General features: G+C 60.0%; 17 protein-coding genes. 5 read left to right on the plus strand and 12 right to left on the minus strand.

The features are described 5' to 3' along the window. Window positions 1–114 precede the first annotated feature (114 nt). Together BLU28_RS18480 and BLU28_RS18485 are read right to left on the minus strand one after the other, a co-directional pair. Window positions 115–459 carry an ethanolamine utilization protein gene (locus tag BLU28_RS18480; protein ID WP_004443592.1) on the minus strand — a complete coding sequence of 115 codons (345 nt, stop codon included), beginning with the start codon at window positions 457–459 and terminating at the stop codon, window positions 115–117. Between the two features lie 228 nt (window positions 460–687). After that, window positions 688–1,557, minus strand: a complete 870-nt coding sequence (locus BLU28_RS18485) for an AraC family transcriptional regulator (RefSeq protein WP_234794421.1) — start codon at window positions 1,555–1,557, stop codon at window positions 688–690. Between the two features lie 196 nt (window positions 1,558–1,753). On the opposite strand from BLU28_RS18485, the gene BLU28_RS18490 reads away from it, so the two are divergent. Continuing rightward, window positions 1,754–2,494 carry an SDR family NAD(P)-dependent oxidoreductase gene (locus BLU28_RS18490; protein WP_077987219.1) on the plus strand — a complete coding sequence of 247 codons (741 nt, stop codon included), beginning with the start codon at window positions 1,754–1,756 and terminating at the stop codon, window positions 2,492–2,494. A 163-nt stretch (window positions 2,495–2,657) separates the two neighbouring features. Continuing rightward, complete coding sequence (locus BLU28_RS18495; RefSeq protein ID WP_077987220.1) at window positions 2,658–3,614, plus strand: quinone oxidoreductase family protein; 957 nt, start codon at window positions 2,658–2,660, stop codon at window positions 3,612–3,614. Between the two features lie 24 nt (window positions 3,615–3,638). Here the strand turns inward: BLU28_RS18495 and BLU28_RS18500 are convergent, their stop codons facing one another. Then, window positions 3,639–4,523 (minus strand): LysR family transcriptional regulator, encoded by an 885-nt coding sequence (locus BLU28_RS18500; protein WP_077987221.1) that lies wholly within the window; start codon window positions 4,521–4,523, stop codon window positions 3,639–3,641. Window positions 4,524–4,674: 151 nt separating this feature from the next. Between BLU28_RS18500 and BLU28_RS18505 the strand changes: the two genes are divergently transcribed. After that, a complete protein-coding gene (locus BLU28_RS18505; protein ID WP_004443583.1) occupies window positions 4,675–5,334 on the plus strand; it encodes a hydrolase in 660 nt (219 codons plus the stop codon). A 237-nt stretch (window positions 5,335–5,571) separates the two neighbouring features. Here BLU28_RS18505 and BLU28_RS18510 read toward each other — a convergent pair whose 3' ends face one another. Further along, window positions 5,572–6,063, minus strand: coding sequence for an Lrp/AsnC family transcriptional regulator (locus BLU28_RS18510; protein ID WP_042936218.1), 492 nt, complete (start codon window positions 6,061–6,063; stop codon window positions 5,572–5,574). A gap of 161 nt (window positions 6,064–6,224) precedes the next feature. On the opposite strand from BLU28_RS18510, the gene BLU28_RS18515 reads away from it, so the two are divergent. Then, on the plus strand, window positions 6,225–6,791 hold the full coding sequence (locus tag BLU28_RS18515; RefSeq protein ID WP_077987222.1) for a PPC domain-containing DNA-binding protein: 567 nt from the start codon (window positions 6,225–6,227) through the stop codon (window positions 6,789–6,791). Further along, complete coding sequence (locus BLU28_RS18520) at window positions 6,778–7,185, plus strand: PPC domain-containing DNA-binding protein (protein ID WP_004443574.1); 408 nt, start codon at window positions 6,778–6,780, stop codon at window positions 7,183–7,185. The genes BLU28_RS18515 and BLU28_RS18520 overlap by 14 nt, the downstream gene beginning before the upstream one ends. 50 nt (window positions 7,186–7,235) lie before the next feature. Here the strand turns inward: BLU28_RS18520 and BLU28_RS18525 are convergent, their stop codons facing one another. The 8 genes from BLU28_RS18525 to BLU28_RS18560 all read right to left on the minus strand — a co-directional run bounded on the left by BLU28_RS18525 (window position 7,236) and on the right by BLU28_RS18560 (window position 16,422). Continuing rightward, on the minus strand, window positions 7,236–8,120 hold the full coding sequence (locus tag BLU28_RS18525) for a PPC domain-containing DNA-binding protein (RefSeq protein WP_077987223.1): 885 nt from the start codon (window positions 8,118–8,120) through the stop codon (window positions 7,236–7,238). Further along, window positions 8,117–8,896 carry an SDR family NAD(P)-dependent oxidoreductase gene (locus tag BLU28_RS18530; protein WP_037091939.1) on the minus strand — a complete coding sequence of 260 codons (780 nt, stop codon included), beginning with the start codon at window positions 8,894–8,896 and terminating at the stop codon, window positions 8,117–8,119. Before BLU28_RS18530 ends, BLU28_RS18525 begins: the two co-directional genes overlap by 4 nt. A 31-nt stretch (window positions 8,897–8,927) precedes the next feature. Then, on the minus strand, window positions 8,928–10,568 hold the full coding sequence (locus BLU28_RS18535; protein ID WP_077987224.1) for an acyl-CoA synthetase: 1,641 nt from the start codon (window positions 10,566–10,568) through the stop codon (window positions 8,928–8,930). Next, window positions 10,565–11,734, minus strand: a complete 1,170-nt coding sequence (locus tag BLU28_RS18540; RefSeq protein ID WP_077987225.1) for an acetyl-CoA acetyltransferase — start codon at window positions 11,732–11,734, stop codon at window positions 10,565–10,567. The genes BLU28_RS18535 and BLU28_RS18540 overlap by 4 nt, the downstream gene beginning before the upstream one ends. Next, window positions 11,731–12,588, minus strand: coding sequence for an IclR family transcriptional regulator (locus BLU28_RS18545; protein WP_004443561.1), 858 nt, complete (start codon window positions 12,586–12,588; stop codon window positions 11,731–11,733). Before BLU28_RS18545 ends, BLU28_RS18540 begins: the two co-directional genes overlap by 4 nt. 1 nt (window position 12,589) lies before the next feature. Next, window positions 12,590–13,393 (minus strand): SDR family NAD(P)-dependent oxidoreductase, encoded by an 804-nt coding sequence (locus BLU28_RS18550; protein WP_022556875.1) that lies wholly within the window; start codon window positions 13,391–13,393, stop codon window positions 12,590–12,592. A 75-nt stretch (window positions 13,394–13,468) separates the two neighbouring features. Continuing rightward, window positions 13,469–14,479 (minus strand): TRAP transporter substrate-binding protein, encoded by a 1,011-nt coding sequence (locus BLU28_RS18555; RefSeq protein WP_004443559.1) that lies wholly within the window; start codon window positions 14,477–14,479, stop codon window positions 13,469–13,471. A gap of 65 nt (window positions 14,480–14,544) precedes the next feature. After that, window positions 14,545–16,422 carry a TRAP transporter large permease gene (locus tag BLU28_RS18560; protein ID WP_077987226.1) on the minus strand — a complete coding sequence of 626 codons (1,878 nt, stop codon included), beginning with the start codon at window positions 16,420–16,422 and terminating at the stop codon, window positions 14,545–14,547. Window positions 16,423–16,652: the final 230 nt, after the last annotated feature.

Below are 16,652 nucleotides of genomic sequence, written 5' to 3' on the forward strand. Positions count from 1 at the left end.
CGCGCGGCAAGTGGATGCACCCAAACACAGTCGAGCACTCCGAAAACAACCCGGCTTCACAAAGTCCCGGATGCGACCGTGGCCCGAAGCCGTGCTTGCCTGTGCCGATCACGTCTACGGCTGCTGCCAATGAGGATAGGTCACATAAGCAGTCAACGCTCCTTCTTCGTGAGAGCGGATCGTAACCCTGTCGCCTTTCTGCATGGCGATGATCTCTCCCGGACCTGCCATCACCGTCTTGTGGCTATCGGAAACGGTAATACTTCCTTCCAGGATGACCATCGTGTCGTGTACGGCCATTGTTTCTTCGAGAATCTGGTTTGGTCCATAACGCCCGAATCCGATAGTGACTGGCCCGCCATGGCGCTGATCGAGGAGGTTGGCGGTGAAAATGTCACCGTCTTGTCCTGGCGAGCGTTCAAATGCTGCATCAGCAATGGCGAATTTATGAATGACCATACATTGTCTCCTTAAAGGTTTTGCCGTGTGTGGAGCCGGTTTGAACCGCAGCACGTGCTTGTGAACTCCGCCGAGAAGCTTCTTGTCTGGCGATAACGCCGAAAATCTTCATTCAGGATGGCAGCGTTGATCATCAACACGCCGAGGGAATAACCGGAATAGGTCTTCAGTGTTCCGTTTTACGATTATTGCTTGCGGAAGGCTTTGGCCTGCCGTTCCCGGAAGAGTTCAGCGCTGCAGGTCGGCGACGGGCGCCGTGCCAAACATGCTCTTATACTCCCGACTGAATTGCGAAGGGCTTGCGTAGCCCACGTCATACGCCACGCGGGAGACATTGGTGCTTCCAGAGGCGAGAAGCTTTCGGGCTTCCAGCAGGCGTATATGACGCTGGAAGGCCAGGGGGCTAAATCCCGTGACAGCCTTGAAGTGCCGGTGAAAAGAGGTGACGCTCATGCCGGACGAGGCCGCCAGCTCGGGAATGACAATCGGTTCGTTGTGATTGGTGGCAAGCCAGTCGGCCGCCGTCTTGAGTTGCTGGAACCGGTCGTTTCGCCGTCCGACCTGCCGAAGCGTATCGCCCATCGAGCTTTGCAGCAAACGATAATAGAGCTCGAACTCGTAGTGTGGCGCGAGCGCGCCGACGTCATCGGGCGTGGCCAGAAGTCCGACAAGGCGAACAAATGCATCGCCGACAGGTCCGTTCAGATTGTCTGATGCGACCGCACATGTCCAGCGATCCTCATGCTTGGGCATGTCGAGCACGACACGCGTGAGCATTCCGATATCGAGATGAAGGCTCATGCCGATGTAGGGAAGCTCTGGCGTCGCGTCAGTCAGCTGGTGGATATAGGGCAGGCCGAAGGACGATGTCGCGCAGTCGCCCGCCAGCAGTTCGAAACGATTGGCGCCCATGGTCAAAACCTTCGTGCCCCGTAGAACGGCGTAGAACATCGGCTCGAACACCGCCGGTGTGGGTGGCGTGGTGCGTGTACTTGTCCATAGCGTCAGGCGCGGGACAGGGGTCGGAATGGCAACGGTTCCCCCCTGACGCTCAACAAAGGGAGCAACGTCCTTCAGCAGTTGGGTGATTGGTTTCACAGAGCCGGCCATCATCTCAGGCATGTAGTGATTTGGAAGGATCAGGCAAGTCTCTGGGAAGATCGGGCATGTAGCTTTCGCCGTGCCCGCCTATCTTCAGGCTTAACGAATTGAGCTGCCACGATCCCCGGTAATCAGGTGGAACATACCTCGAGACCGCGCATCGGGGCGACATGAGATTGAAAGGGTCCGGATTATGCAGGAACTGGCTGGAAAGAACGCTCTGGTAACGGGTGGTTCGCGTGGCATAGGTGCAGCAATTGCGCGCGCTCTTTCTGGGAAGGGAGCGAATGTAGCAATAACCTATGAGCGGTCAGCCGAGAGCGCCGCGCAACTCGTTCGGGCAATTCAGGCCGCGGGGGGCACGGCCGTCGCGATCCAGGCTGACAGCGCCGATCCGGCCGCAATACAACACGCCGTGGACGAGACGGTCCGGGCTCTGGGCGGCCTCGACATTCTCGTCAACAATGCCGCGATAGGACGATACAATAATATTGCCGATTTCGCAGTCGAGGATCTCGACGCGTTGCTGGCGGTTAACGTCCGCGGGCCTGTTCTGGCGTCGAAGGCAGCCATTCCACACCTCAAGGAAGGTGGCCGGATCATAAATATCGGCTCAGCGGGCGCGGATCGCATCGTCGGCGTCCCCGGTACGGTCTATTATATGACCAAGAGTGCGCTTCAGGCATTCAATCGCGGACTTGCGCGAGAATTGGGTGCTCGGGACATAACGGTCAATCTCGTTCAGCCGGGATCGACGAACACCGATTCGAATCCCGAGACGGGAGAATCAGCGGACTACCAGCGCAGCCTGAGCGCGCTTGGCCGCTTCAATCAGCCGGAAGATGTCGCGGCCGCCGTCGCTTTTCTCGCAACGCCTGCCGCCCGGCAGATCACAGGGACGATCCTTACCGTCGACGGCGGCGCGCTTGCGTGAAAGCGCACTGCAGCCGGTGCTTCGCTCGATGAAAATCGGACGGGGCACCGATCGGTAACCGATCTCTGTTGAAAAATCGGCGCAGTCTGCACATCCATTCGTTCGAACCGCGAAGCGAAAAAATAGCGTCGCATCATGCTCCCTGCCAGCCAAGGAAAAATACATGAAAGCCGCAGTTTACGACAACCCCGGTCCTCCGACAGTTTTGAGATATGCTGATGTGCCCGATCCGGTTTGCGGGCCGGATGATGTGCTTATTGCCGTCGAGGCGATTTCCATTGAAGGCGGCGATCTGATCAATCGCCGGTCGACACCACAGCAATCCCCGTGGATTGTCGGCTATGCCGCTGCAGGGACCGTGATTTCCGTTGGTAAAAATGTCCGCGACCGGGCGGTCGGCGAAAGGGTGGCTGCATTCGATATGCAGGGGTCCCATGCGGAACTCTGGTCCGTCCCGGCCTCGCGCACGTGGCTTTTGCCGGAAGGCGTCGGAATGGCACAGGCCGCGGCCCTGCCGATTTCGTTCGGCACGGCTCAGCATTGTCTGATCACCAAAGGCGGCTTGCAAAAGGCAGAGACAGTTCTGATACAGGCTGCCGCCGGCGGCGTGGGTCTGGCTGCCGTCCAATTGGCGCGTGACGCGGGCGCGACCGTCATTGCTGCGGCGGGCGGTAGTGAAAGACAGGCACGCCTGCGCGGCCTCGGCGCATCACATGTCATCGATCGGCTGGAAAAGGATGTCGTTGAGGAGGTTCTCCGGCTGACCGGTGGCATGGGGGCTGACCTCGTCATCGATCCTGTCGGTTCGACTTTGCAAGCGTCCTTATCCGCTCTCGCGCCCGAGGGTCGCCTCGTGTTCGTCGGGAATGCAGGTGGCGGCAGCCTCCATGCCGATCTCTGGCCGCCGATGCAGAACAATCAAACGCTGCACGGTGTCTTCATGGGGCCGCTCTTCGAGAGGCCGGCGGTATACGGAACTGTCATCCAGCTTCTCAAGGCCGTGGCCGAGGGACGCATGGAGGTCGTGATCGACCGCGTGTTTCCGTTGAGCGACGCCTCGATGGCACATGAATATGCGGAGAGAGCCAAGCCGCTTGGCCGCGTCGTGATGACACCTTGAGGTTGCTGCCACCCATTCATGCGGTCAGGCGCTTGAGCCCTTCCCACTGCCGAAGCACTCGATCAGCATTTCGGTCAGCACCCGGACTTTTCTTGCGGGATGCTGACCCGGCGGCCGGACGACATATATCCCGGCCGGGGGTGGAGGATGACCTTTCATCACTTCCACCAGTTCGCCCGCAGCCAGATAATTTTTGACGAGGTCGTAAGGCAGCACGGCGACTCCCAATCCGGCCGCCGCGGCGACAGCAAGAGCAACTCCGTTATCGGCCTTGAACTGTCCCTGCGGACGAACGGTTATCACCCTGTCTCCGTCCATCACCTGCCAGGTTTCCGTGCCTTGCATGAGAGCCTGATGAGCCACAAGTTCTTCGGGTGTTTGCGGCGAGCCGTGGACCTTGATGTAATCCGGGCTGGCAACAAAAATTCCATAGAGCGGACCGACGCGTCTGGCGACGAGGCTTGAATCCGGAAGGTTCCCGACCCGGATCGCGCAATCATATCCTTCGGCGATCAGATCCACGAAACGATCAGTGTAGCAGGTCTGGATCTGAAGCTGGGGATAGCGGCGCGCCATTTGCGCAATCACGAGCGCGAAATGCGTTGGGCCGAAAGAGAGCGGCGCTGCAATCCGCAGACGCCCGCGAAGCTCACCAGCCGGAAGAATCGTCTCCCGCGCCATATCGATGTCGGCTGAAATCCTAGCGGCATAGTCCCGGAAGGTGGCGCCCGCCTCCGTCAGGGAAGCGCCGCGTGTGGACCTGGCCAGAAGCTGAACGCCAAGTTCAGCCTCAAGCCGCGCCAGCCGCCTGCTGACCATGGACTTGGATATGCCGAGCCGCACTGCGGCCGAAGAGACACCTCCCGCATCTGCAACTTCGACAAATGTCCTGATGTTTTCGATATCCACTCTGCGTTCCCCATTCTGCAACACAGCTCAACGCTGACAAGGACTACCGCATCATAAACAGGAATGACAAGTTTCCTCCCGCGGCAACGCCCGAAGGGATGCAGGTCCCTTGCGCAAGCGCCTCGATAAACCGCCAACACAGGATGAACCCATGACCTTTCGTAACGGCCTTGATTCACTTCTCCGCCCCGAAGATTCCGTCCTCGTTCTGATTGATCATCAGCCCTATCAGCTCGCAAACCTGAACAGCCACGATCCGCAGGCTGTGGTCAATCTCACGACGGCGCTGGCGAAGCTGGCCAAAGCCTTCGATGTTCCGACTGTCCTCACCAGCGTAATTGCGGCACGCGGCGGACTTCTCTTCAAGCAGATCACCGACGTGTTTCCTGATCAGCAAGTCATCGATCGCACCTGGGTGAACACCTGGCAGGACGAGAATGTAGTGAACGTTGTCAAGGCGACCGGCCGCAAGCAGCTGATCATTGCCGGACTGTGGACCGAAGTCTGCGTTGCAATGCCCGTGATCCAGGCCGCCGGCGAAGGCTGGGACGTGACCGTGATTACCGACGCATCCGGCGGGATTTCGAAGGAATCTCATGAAGTTGCCATCCAGCGTATGATCGCGGCGGGCGCAAATGTGATGACGGTAATGGCGCTTGCGGGTGAATGGCAACGCGATTGGGCCCGCACCGAGCATGTTGAGGAGCTGACCGAAATTCTCATCCAGCACTTCGGCGGCAGCGGCATCGCCTATCTCTGGGAGCAGCAGTTGCTCAACACGCCGGCGCCGTCCACCAAGGGCGGCCACTAACATAGAGCGGGATGTTGGGGTGGGGGACGGAGAGCTGCGGAAGGCCCACCGTCGCAAGCTTCTTCATCCCAGCCCTGCATCCGCATTGCACGAGAAATCCGTCCGTGGCGAGTTTCGTCATGAAGCTGTTACCGAAAGGGACGCTTACCCATGGTGCGGGGCCGCGGGCAGGAGCTTAAAAGGTGCCCGTTGCATCACGGGTGGCGCAACGGGCGCTTATCCGACCTACAAGTGTTTTCAGGTCGGACGAGACGGAGGCTCGGTATCTGGCACGACCGACAAGGTGTGCTTGAGACATTTGAGTGCAAAGCAGGAGCGCGAATGGCGCACGCCCTCGATCTTGTAGAGCTTGCGGCGCAGAAATTGCTCGTAACCTGCGGTTCCCGCCACCGCGACCTTGATGAGATAATCATATTCGCCGGTGGTCAGATAAGCTTCCAGCACCTCTGGAAGAGCCGCCATGGCTTCGCCGAAACGTTCCAGAACCTCATCATCGTGGCGCTCCAGCATGACCTCGATGATTACCGTCTCGGTCAAGCCTAGCTGCGCCTGATCGAGAATTGCCGTATAGCCGCGGATAACACCTTCCTCTTCCAGCCGCTTGACTCGCTGCCAGCAGGGGCTGGGTGAAAGTCCCACCTTCTCGGATAGTTCCGTATTGCTCAGCCTGCCGTTTTCCAGCAGGGCGCGGAGTATTTTGCGGTCGATCCTGTCGAGCGGCTTCGTCATGCCGGTCTCTCCCAAACATGCAGCAAAAAAATCTGCCGCCGATCCGTCGGCGTGCGAAAGAAGTGTTTTGGTTTCGATGCTTTGGCTGCGCCATTCGAAAGCACCTTCGGCTGGTTTTTTAGTACCGTACTGCATGGTACAGGCAGCAGGGAGGAGCGGGCATGGCACCGATATCGCAGCAGCATTTTCCAAGACCCAGGACGTTGATCCATCCCGGTATTTCCGCGCCTGTGCGCATCAACAGCCTGCGCTCGCCCTCGGCGCGCCATGTCCGGCTGTTCATCAAGCCGGGGCGCAGCCTTTACGACGGCATCGTTCAGCCGCTTGCGGGGGAAGGCATTGAAAGCGCCTCCCTGACCATACTCGGAGGGAACTTCGATGGATTGTCCTATTGCGTTGCTCCGCCTGATCCATCCGGCAACGCCGTCATCGCTTATACGAAGCCCATCGACGCCGGTGCGGCGTGGCTCATCTTCGGCAACGCCACGCTCGGGCGCAGCATGAAGGGCGAGCCGATCGTGCATTGCCATGCCGCCATGCGAACGGCGGCGGGTTTGGTCAGGGGCGGTCATTTGCTGACAGAATCCTGCATTGTCGGCGAGGGTGGCATTTCCGCGCTTGTGACCTCGCTCGACAGTTTTCTGTTGCAACAGTCTTTCGATCCAGAAACGAATATTCCCCTTCTTCAACCGAAAAATCGCATGGAGCGCGCCGATGAACATGCATGATATTGTCGAATCCGGTTCCATGGGACGCGTGGCCTATGCCCGCATAGCCCCCAATGAAGATCTTGTGCTCGGCGTCGAGAAACTGTGCCTGGCCGAGGGCTTCCGCAATGCCTTCGTGCGCGGTGCGCTGGGCAGCCTGGTGGATGCGTGCCTCGGCACCCGCAGCGGCGATTTTCTGCAGATAAGCGGCCCCGCCGTTGAAATCGTTTCGATAGCCGGCGAAGTACGCGCCCAGCCTGATGGCTCGTTGCGCGCTGCGCTGACCGGCGTTGTGGCCGATACGGAGGGTGCGGTTTACGGCGGCCCCTTCATCGCAGGCGCCAACCCTGTCTGCATGACTTTCGAGGTGACGCTGGAGGAATGGCTGCCGACGGAAAAATCGCAAGCGGCGTGAACAAAATGGGACGAGCAGGGGCGCCGTGTCGCCAAACGTCCCTGCGCCGCTCAAGCTGCGGCCTCACGTTTCTCCGTCAGAAGAAGTTCGAAGGTGACGCAAACGGGGTTTTTGCCGCGCACCAACCGCCCGCCGCTGATGTGGCGGGTGAGATCGACCATCGCAATATCCAGCGCCGTGCGTTCACTGTCGGAGCTGATATGACCTGCGCGGATAAGGATTTCGCTGGCGTAGGCGGTAATGGTCGTTCCGTCATCGTAGTCCGCGCCAATAAGGCTTCCAATGCCATTGACATCGGCTTCCGGCAGGCCGAATTCCGTGCAGGCCGCTTCGAGGGCGAGGCAGACGTCGGTGTTAGGCCGGACAGTGCATAAAAGCGCCCTCAGTCCCGCATCCTGATGCCTACGCGGCCGGGGGATGGGTGTGAAAAGCGGAAAATTCGTTTCCTCATCCTGCCGAGCGTCGAGGATCGCTCCGTCAAGCGCCAGCGCCTCAAATTGTATTTCTTGGGCAAATTCGGCTTCGAAGGGAAGCAGATGTCCCATGGAGACGACGCCCTGAGCATTTTTCCACGAACCATGGCAGTGCAGAAACGGCTGGCCATCGCGCCGTCCCATATGAAGGCCGGCATCGATGATCGTGCCCTCAGGCATGGAAAAGGTTTCGCTGTACCAGGCCGCATGGGAGGCATCAGGAGCGGCCGCGGGCATAACGTATTCCAGCCGCTTCATCGGCACGTTTTTCAGCCTGATGTAGCCACCTTCGAAACCCCGTTCCGCAAAGGCAGCGGCAATCGCATCGTTGACGCACATGCCGGCCCGGACGGTTAACGTGACGGGATGGGCACGGCAGCCGATGGCGCGAAAGCGCTCGGGTGTCTCCGGCCCGGGGTGGACGATGCTGCGCGGAAGCGCTGCCTGTGCCATCGGCGTCATACCGCCAGCCCCGCGGTGATGAAGCCGCCATCCACGGCAAGAACCTGACCATTGACGTAGCTCGCATCATCCGACACCAGAAACGCCACGGCAGAGGCGATTTCATCGGTTCTGCCATAGCGGTGCATGGGAACACGGCTATGCCACTGGTTGCGAACATTCTCGGTATGGACCGCCTGGGTCAGCGGTGTATCGACCGGGCCGGGTGCAATTGCATTGACGCGGATGCCGGATTGTCCGAGCTCGTTCGCCATCACCATCGTCAGGAGATTGACGCCGCCTTTCGAGGCACCATAGGCGCTGCGGCCCCGGTTGCCACACATGCCGGAAACCGAGCTGATGTTGACGATGGAGCCGGGAATCTCACGGTCCAGCCAGTAACGCGCCGCCGCGCGAGCCACCGCGAAGCTGCCGACGAGATTGACGTCGACGATGCGGCGAAATTCTTCGACGCTGGTCTCGACGGAAAGCTTGTCGATGCCGATGCCGGCGCTGTTGACGACGGCCACCAGCTCAACCGCCTGTTCAACGCCATTTACCGTCAACGCGGCGAACGCCTCCTCTATCGACGCTTCATCCGCCACGTTGCAGACGATGCCACGCGAGGCGTCGATACCGAGCTTCTCGCAGGCCGCGTCCAGCGCTTCGCGCTTGAGATCCAGCAGCCAGGGTTGCCATCCGCGCGCCATCAGCAGCTGCGCGGTGGAAAAACCGATGCCGGATGCTCCGCCGGTGATCGCGACAGCCCCTTTTGTCCCTGCCGTCCGTTGTGTCATACCCTCTCCTCCCGGTTGAATGCCGCGCGCGTCAGCCTGTCCGCTTTTCCTCGAAAACCGGCATCTGGCCGCGCCTTTCCAGCTCTTCGCGGATCATTTTCTTTGTGATCTTGCCATAGGCGGATTTCGGCATGGCATCCCAGAACACGACTGTTTTCGGCAGCTTGTAACGGGCCATCTTGCCTTCCAGATAGGTCTTGAGGTCGATGCCGGCGATGTCAGCGCCTTCTCTCGCCACGCAGACCGCCACGCCCACTTCGCCCCACACCGCATCTGGCACACCCAGAACCGCCGTCTCGCTGATATCGGGATGCATGAGAATTTTTTCTTCGATCTCGCGCGGATAGATGTTCGAGCCGCCGGAAATATACATGTCGGAGGCGCGCCCGGTGATGTAAACGAAGCCGTTTTCATCGCGGTGGCCGAGATCGCCGGTGCGGAACCAGCCGTTGCGGAAGGCTTTGGCATTGGCGTCGGGGTTGTTGTAATAACCGGCGAAGACGGCGGGACCGATCACGCAGATCTCGCCGGTTTCTCCCGCCTCCACCTCTTCGCCTGCGTCGTTCTGGATCTGCACCTCCATGCCTGTCCGGTCGAACCCGCAGGTGCCGACCCGCGCTTCCGGACCGTCTTCTGCGCTATGAAAAGAAGGGGGAAGCACGGTGATATTACCGGTCACTTCGCCGAGGCCGAAATACTGCACCAGCACCGGACCGAGCTTTGCCAATGCCCGTTTCTGGTCAGCGCGATACATCGGCGCGCCGGCATAGATGACATAGCGCAGCGAGGAATGATCGAAACGATCCACGGACGGGTCTTCGACCAGCATTTTCAGAATGGTCGGCACGGTGAAGGCATTGGTGACACGCCATTTCTCGATCAACGCCCAAACGGCTGGGACATCGAGTTTTTCCGCTGCCGGCAGCACGGTCTTTGCCCCGTGCGCCACCTGCACCAGCTGGTGAATGCCCGCGCCGTGCGAAAGCGGAGCGACAACGATGGATGCGTCGCCTGTTCCCGTGCCGGGCATCAGATCGCAGAGATGGTTGGTGATGACAAAGGCCATCTGCCCGTGGGTCAGCACCGCCGCCTTGGGGCGCCCGGTGGTGCCCGACGTGAAGAAGAACCAGCAGGGATCGTCGCGATCCACCGCCTCGCCCTTGACCTTCTGACCCAGATGACGGGCGACAATCGCATCATAATCCTCACCGAATTCCGCCTGACCGATGGCGATGGTGAAATCGATCGCTGCGGCTTCACGGCTTGCTTTCGCATGTTCGGGAAAAGCGCTGGCGCAGATCATGCCGCGTGCGCCGCTGGCCTTTGCCAGGTAGCCGACTTCATCTGGCGATTGGCGGTAATTGGTCGGCACCCACACCGCGCCCACCCGGAAGCAGGCGAACATCGATTCGAACATCTGGTTGTTGTTGGAAGACTGCACCAGAATACGGTCACCCTTGACGACACCGAATTCACTGACCAGCGCATGCGCCATGGCGTCGACGCGGGCTTCCATTTGCGCCCAGCTCCAGGTCTTTTCACCCCAGACGAAGCCGATATGATGCGGGTTGCGGCGCGCGGCCTGCGTCAGAAAATGCGAAAGGTTCATCACCCGCGTGGTTGATGGTGTGACACCGCCCGGAGGATGCTGCACGGGGCCAGGTGTCCTCATTTCACGCGCTCCATGATCGAAACATAGTTGGCAACCGCGGTGCCGCCCATGTTGAAAACGCCGGCAAGCGAGGCGCCGGGGATCTGCATGTCTCCAGCCTCGTCCATCAACTGCATCGCTGCCATTACATGCATGGAAACGCCGGTCGCTCCGACCGGGTGGCCTTTCGATTTCAGTCCCCCTGAAGGGTTGATTGGCAAACGGCCGGTCTTCAGCGCGGTGCCTTCGTGCACGACCCGGTGCCCTTCGCCTGGTTTTGCGAGCCCCATGGCCTCATATTCGATAAGTTCAGCTATGGTGAAGCAGTCGTGCGTTTCAACGAAGGAAAGGTCGTCGAGCGTAGCGCCCGCAAGTTCCAGCGAGCCCGCCCATGCGCGGCGGGCGCCCTCGAAGGCCAGCGGGTCGCGGCGGCTCAGCGCCAGAATGTCATTGATCTGTTTTCTGCCCCGAAAGCCGATCGCCCGGTGGAGGCTGGCTGCGGTTTCTTCGTCGGCCAAAACGATGGCCGCCGCGCCGTCGGAAATCAGCGAGCAGTCGGTACGGCGTAGCGGGCCTGCGACATACGGGTTCTTATCGGACACGGTGTTGCAGAATTCGAAGCCGAAATCCTTGCGCATATGGGCATAGGGATTGACCGCGCCGTTGGCGTGGTTCTTGGCGGCGATCATCGCAAGCTCCTCCGAGCGATCGCCATAACGCTGGAAATAGGCCTGGGCGATGCGACCGAACTGGCCGGCAAAACCGCCGGGGATATTGGCCTCTTCTGCGCGGTAGCAAGCAGAGAGCAGAATGTCGCCTACCTCGGCGGTGGGAAGCGCCGTCATTTTTTCGGCGCCCACGACGAGCGCAATGCGGCCCCGCCCCGCCTCGATGAAATCCATCGCGCTGTACAGGGCGGCCGATCCCGTCGCGCAGGCATTTTCGAAGCGCACGGCGGGCGTATAGGCCAGTCTTTCATCACCCATTGCCACCAGGGCGCCCTGAAAATCCTGTTTCGAGAAACCATTGTTCATCACACCGACAAAAATGCCGTCGATATCGCCAACGTCGATGCCCGCATGGTCTATGGCCGGCGCGACTACTGACGCCATCAGCTGTTCGGTATTTTCAAGGGTCGATTTGCCGAAAGGCGAATGCGCCCAGCCGACGATCTGCGCTTTGCTCATTTGCTCGTTCTCCTTGCCTGTCGCTTCGGTTCGCCGTCGCCGCGCGTGCGTGCGCGGCTGGCCATCATTTCTGCGATGCGTGTTTCGATACGTGTCACCTCTTCGCGCAGCAGCGCCGCCAGTTCTGGCTGACGCTCCGGCCGCATGCGGCTATCGACGGCGGCGATGCTCAACGCTCCCGCCACCGCTCCATCCGGCGTGCGGATTGCGACACCGATACCCCATGAATTGGAAAGGATGAGGCCTGGATTGAGCGAGTAGCCGTTCGCCCGGGTCAATTCGACATCACGGCGTAGCCCGTCGAGCGTGATGCCGGGATAATTCGCGGCGATGAGGCCGCTATTGGCGGCAATGACGCTATCCACTTCGGCATCGGGCAGGGCGGCCAGCATGGCGAGAGATCCGGCGCCGATACCCAGCGGGTGCTCGAAACCGGCCTGGAGCGCATGGGTACGCACGGGCCAGGTGCCTTCCTCGCGATAGAGGCAGAGAGAAAACGTATCGCGGCGTACCGAAAGGAAGCTCGAATCCTCGGTACGGCGGGAAATACGCGTCAGTCCGTCCTGTGCCATCTGTAACAATCCGAAACGGCGTGACGACAGGCTGCCCAGCACGTAGGCTTCCTCGCCGAGATAATATCGGCGTGTCTCTTCGTCCTGTTCCACGAGGCCTGCCCGGATCAACGCCAGCAGCAGGCGGCGGGCCGTTGGCTTGTTCAACCCGCTTTCGGCGACGATGCCGGAAAGCGACACACCGCGTTCGGCGTGCCGCCCCACCATGGACAGCAGCGCCAGCGCCCGGTCCACGGCACGTGCCCCTGTCAGATCGTTTTCCGCCGCAACCACCGTGGCCATATCAGGTAAACGCCCCCACTGCGCAACTTTGGCCGCCGTCGACCGGCAGGCAGATGCCCGTGATAAATTTTGCTTCATCGGATGCCAGAAAAACGGCGGCGCGGGCGATATCGAAGGCATCACCCATGCGCCCCACGGGCACCGCGGCATTACGCGCCGCCACCATTTCCTCGACGGAGGCGTACTGGCTGCTGATCTGCTTGTAGATCAGCGGCGTATCGATCATGCCCGGCAGAACGCAATTGGCGCGAATACCTTGCCGTGCGTATTGCATCGCCAGCGCCACGGTGGCCTGGTTGACCGCGGCCTTCATGGCGTAATAGGCGAAATAAGGATAGCCGGTCCAGCGGATCGAGGCGAGTGAGGAAATATTGACGATGGCGCCGCCGCCCTGCCTCAGCATCACCGGCAGAACAGCCTTGGCGGTGCGATAGACAGAGCCGATGTTGAGATCGACGGAGGCGCGAAAGCGCTCCTCATCCAGCTCCACCGGCCCGCCCATATGCGTCACGCCGACATTATTGTGCAGAATGTCGATGCCATCAAAGGCATCGCAGGTTCGTGCAACTGCCGCTGATACGGATTCCAGCTTCGTGACATCGGCGGCAACGGCGATTGCCTCAAAACCTTCTTCGCGGATGATCTGCGCGGTTTCTTCAGCCGCGCCGGCGGAGAGGTCGACACAGGCCACGCGCGCGCCCTCACGGGCAAATTGCACGGCCGCAGCCTTGCCATTGCCAAAGCCCGGCCCCGATGATCCTGCGCCAAATACAAGCGCGCGTTTTCCCGTCAGGCGACCTGTCAAAACAGTCTCCATTAAAACAGCCAGAAGTGATCGGATCGGCCCCGCTTGCGGCGGGACCGATTATTTGCTGACCGGTCAGGTCAGGCTGGCGCCAACGGCCTTTTCGAGAATGGCCCAGGCTTCGTCGCCATATTTGCTTTTCCACTCCGAATAGAATCCGGCTTCCTTGAGGGCTGCACGGAAGAGCGATGCGTCAGTATCGTTGAAGGCCATGCCCTTGCTGATCAAGTCTTCCTTCACCGAGGCGTTGAGCTTCGCCACGTCGGCGCGTTCATCCTTGCCGGCCTGATTGAGGTTCTTGGCAACGATGGTGCGCAGGTCGTCCGGCAGCCGCTCCCACGCGCGCTTGTTGGCGAGGAACCAGAAACCATCCCACATGTGATTGGTAACCGAGCAGAACTTCTGCACTTCGAAGAGCTTCGCGGTGGAAATGATGGCCAGAGGGTTTTCCTGGCCGTCGACGACGCCGGTCTGCAACGCGGTGTAGACTTCCGCGAAGTTGATGGAAGCGGGAGCCGACTTGAAGGCCTTGAACATCGAGGTCCAGAGAGGGCTCACCGGCACGCGGATCTTGAAACTTTCGAGATCGGCAGGCGTGGTGATGGGTTTCGACGCGCTGGTGATCTGGCGGAAACCGTTGTCCCAGATCGTATCCATGGCGACGAGATTCTGTTTGGCAATTTCACCGCGTACATATTTGCCGAGATCGCCGTCCATGGCCGCCCATACGGAATCATAATCCGGGAAGGCAAAGCCGATGCCGCTGATGGACGCGTTTGGTACCAGCGTGGACAGGATCAGCGGCGAGAGCGTGAAGAATTCAACGCCGCCGGAACGCACCTGGCTCAGCATGTCGGTATCGGCCCCCAACTGGCTGCTGGGGAATATCTTGATATTGACCCGCCCGTCGGTTTCTTTCTCGATACGATCGGCCGCTTCCTTGGCGCGCACGTTCATGGGGTGCGCAGCCGGCAGGTTATTGGCATATTTGTAGCTGAATTCCGCGGCGCGTGCGCGCGATACGAACGCGGTGGCAAGAACGGCAGAACCGGCGCCCGCGAGCATGGTACGTCTGTTGATGATCATTGCTTTCTCCTCCCAAATAAAAGCATGTGTCGTTCGTCGGCATGGCGGGCGGACCCGCCACGGTGTCAGAGCAGAATTGTGGATAGACCCGGAATTCCGGCAATCAGCAGCAGGCCGATGACCATGGCTGCGAGATAGGGCCAGATGGCACCCATGGCTTCATCGGGCGAGACATTGCCGATCTTGCAGGCAATGTAGAAGCCGATGCCGATGGGCGGCGCCATCAGGCCGATATTCATGGCGACCACCACGACCATCGAATAATGGATGTCGTTGATGCCGAGCGTGCGGGCAATGGGGAACATGATCGGCGCGAGCAGAACGATTGCAGGCAGTCCTTCCAGCACGCAGCCGAGGATCATGAAGATCAGGATCGACACGATCATGTAGGTCATCCAGCCGCCCGGCAGGTCGGTTATCATGGCGGTCAATTCGAAGGCGAAACCGCTTTGCGTCAAACCCCAGGCCATGGCGGAGGCGCAGCCGAGGATCAGCAGGATCGCGCCCGAGAGCGCCGCTGTCTCCACCAGCATGGAGTAGAGTTTTTTCAGGCTGATCCCGCCATAAAGCACCGCGCCGATAATCATGGCATAGAGCACTGCAATGGTGGATACTTCGGTCGCCGTTGCCACACCGCCGCCCACAAGGCTGCGGATGAGGAAAGGCAGAACCAGAGCGGGGGCGGCAACCAGTGCCGCCTTGCCGACCAGCGGCCAAGGGGTGCGTCTGGCGCCATCCATGTTTTCGTTGCGTGCTTTCCACCGGGCCAATACCGCCAGCACCAGAAGCAGCACCATGGCGATCATGAAGCCGGAGGTAAACAGGCCGGCAATCGATACGCCCGCTGCCGAACCGAGGACGATGAGAACGATGGACGGCGGAACGGTATCGGCCATGGCGGCGCCGGTGGCCAGCAGTGCGATCATTTCCTTGGGCTTGTGGCCGCGTCGCTTCATTTCCGGAAACAGCGCAGGTGCGACCGTTGCCATATCTGAAACCTTGGAGCCGGAAATGCCCGAGACCAGAAACAGCGAACCGAGCAGAACATAGGACATGCCCGCGCGGATGTGGCCGAACATTGAGGACAGCAGTTCGACGATCGCCTTGCCCATGCCGGTTGCGTCAAGGACGCAGCCCAGCAGCACGAATACCGGCACCGACAGCAGAATGATGCCCGACATTCCTTCATCCATGCGCCCGACCATAACGATCATCGGAACCCAGGTGGTGAAAGTTAGATAGGACAATGTTCCAAGGCCGAAACAGAAGGCAATGGGCACGCCGAGCGCCAAAAACACCGCCACGAACAGGCCGAGGAAGATCGCCAGGTTAAAATTGCCAAAGGATTCCAGTGTGGGCGACGCCAGAAACAGCAGGCCGGCCGCCACCGCAACCGTGACGATAGCGGCGACGATGTCCCGCAGCCTTTCCCTCCGGAGGAGGTTGTTCATGACCAGGAGCAACATCAGGGAGGCGCCGAATGGCAGGGCTGCGGCGCGGAAAGTCATGGGAATGTTCAGCGCCGCCGATGTGACGACCCATTCCTCGATGGCGTATTCGATTGCGGGCTTGATGATAGCCGCAAGAAATGTCGCCACCAGCACCAGCGCCAAAGAATTGATGTAACCCAGAAAACGCTGCGGAAACATGTTGAGGAACAGCGTCAGGCGCAGGTGCTCGCTACGGTCGATGGCAATGGCCGCACCCAGCATGGCAAACCACAGGAAGCACAACGACGCCGTTTCATCGATCCAGACAATCGGCAGATGCAAGGCATAACGTGATGTCACGCCGAGCAGAAGCAGGCCGATCATCAGCGCCAAAAGAATGGCTGCCATGGCCTCGACCGGCCGCATGAACCAGGAGCCTGTTACCGGCTCCGTGTGCAGTAGCTCGCCGTCGAGCACAAAGACGTCGTCATTCGCGTTTGCGGTCATGGTCATTGGGGCCTCCTCTCCCGCAGAACAACCTTCGCAATGGATGGTGGTCAGCAAGGCAGAATGTCCGGGCCCCAGCCACGATCATGGCCGGCATCAGGATATATCTGTCATCGCAAGACCGGCCAGACCCCTCCAAAAGTCTGAGCGTATCGGTATATCGCCTCCACGATATGGACCGTTACAAAACCATACGTTCGGGATACACAGGAAGAATGATAAAATCAATAGTAAAA

It is taken from the genome of Agrobacterium pusense, from assembly GCF_900102105.1.
Taxonomy (GTDB): Bacteria; Pseudomonadota; Alphaproteobacteria; order Rhizobiales; family Rhizobiaceae; genus Agrobacterium; species Agrobacterium pusense.

Excerpts from the sequence above, each read along its gene's own strand:
- BLU28_RS18510 (WP_042936218.1), bottom strand. The coding sequence starts at position 6,063 with ATGACGAAGCCGCTCGACAGGATCGACCGCAAAATACTCCGCGCCCTG.
- BLU28_RS18555 (WP_004443559.1), bottom strand. The coding sequence starts at position 14,479 with ATGATCATCAACAGACGTACCATGCTCGCGGGCGCCGGTTCTGCCGTT.
- BLU28_RS18545 (WP_004443561.1), bottom strand. The coding sequence starts at position 12,588 with ATGGCCACGGTGGTTGCGGCGGAAAACGATCTGACAGGGGCACGTGCC.
- BLU28_RS18525 (WP_077987223.1), bottom strand. The coding sequence starts at position 8,120 with ATGACGCCGATGGCACAGGCAGCGCTTCCGCGCAGCATCGTCCACCCC.
- BLU28_RS18540 (WP_077987225.1), bottom strand. The coding sequence starts at position 11,734 with ATGAGCAAAGCGCAGATCGTCGGCTGGGCGCATTCGCCTTTCGGCAAA.
- BLU28_RS18505 (WP_004443583.1), top strand. The coding sequence starts at position 4,675 with ATGACCTTTCGTAACGGCCTTGATTCACTTCTCCGCCCCGAAGATTCC.
- BLU28_RS18480 (WP_004443592.1), bottom strand. The coding sequence starts at position 459 with ATGGTCATTCATAAATTCGCCATTGCTGATGCAGCATTTGAACGCTCG.
- BLU28_RS18490 (WP_077987219.1), top strand. The coding sequence starts at position 1,754 with ATGCAGGAACTGGCTGGAAAGAACGCTCTGGTAACGGGTGGTTCGCGT.
- BLU28_RS18535 (WP_077987224.1), bottom strand. The coding sequence starts at position 10,568 with ATGAGGACACCTGGCCCCGTGCAGCATCCTCCGGGCGGTGTCACACCA.
- BLU28_RS18560 (WP_077987226.1), bottom strand. The coding sequence starts at position 16,422 with ATGACCATGACCGCAAACGCGAATGACGACGTCTTTGTGCTCGACGGC.
- BLU28_RS18530 (WP_037091939.1), bottom strand. The coding sequence starts at position 8,896 with ATGACACAACGGACGGCAGGGACAAAAGGGGCTGTCGCGATCACCGGC.
- BLU28_RS18520 (WP_004443574.1), top strand. The coding sequence starts at position 6,778 with ATGAACATGCATGATATTGTCGAATCCGGTTCCATGGGACGCGTGGCC.
- BLU28_RS18515 (WP_077987222.1), top strand. The coding sequence starts at position 6,225 with ATGGCACCGATATCGCAGCAGCATTTTCCAAGACCCAGGACGTTGATC.
- BLU28_RS18495 (WP_077987220.1), top strand. The coding sequence starts at position 2,658 with ATGAAAGCCGCAGTTTACGACAACCCCGGTCCTCCGACAGTTTTGAGA.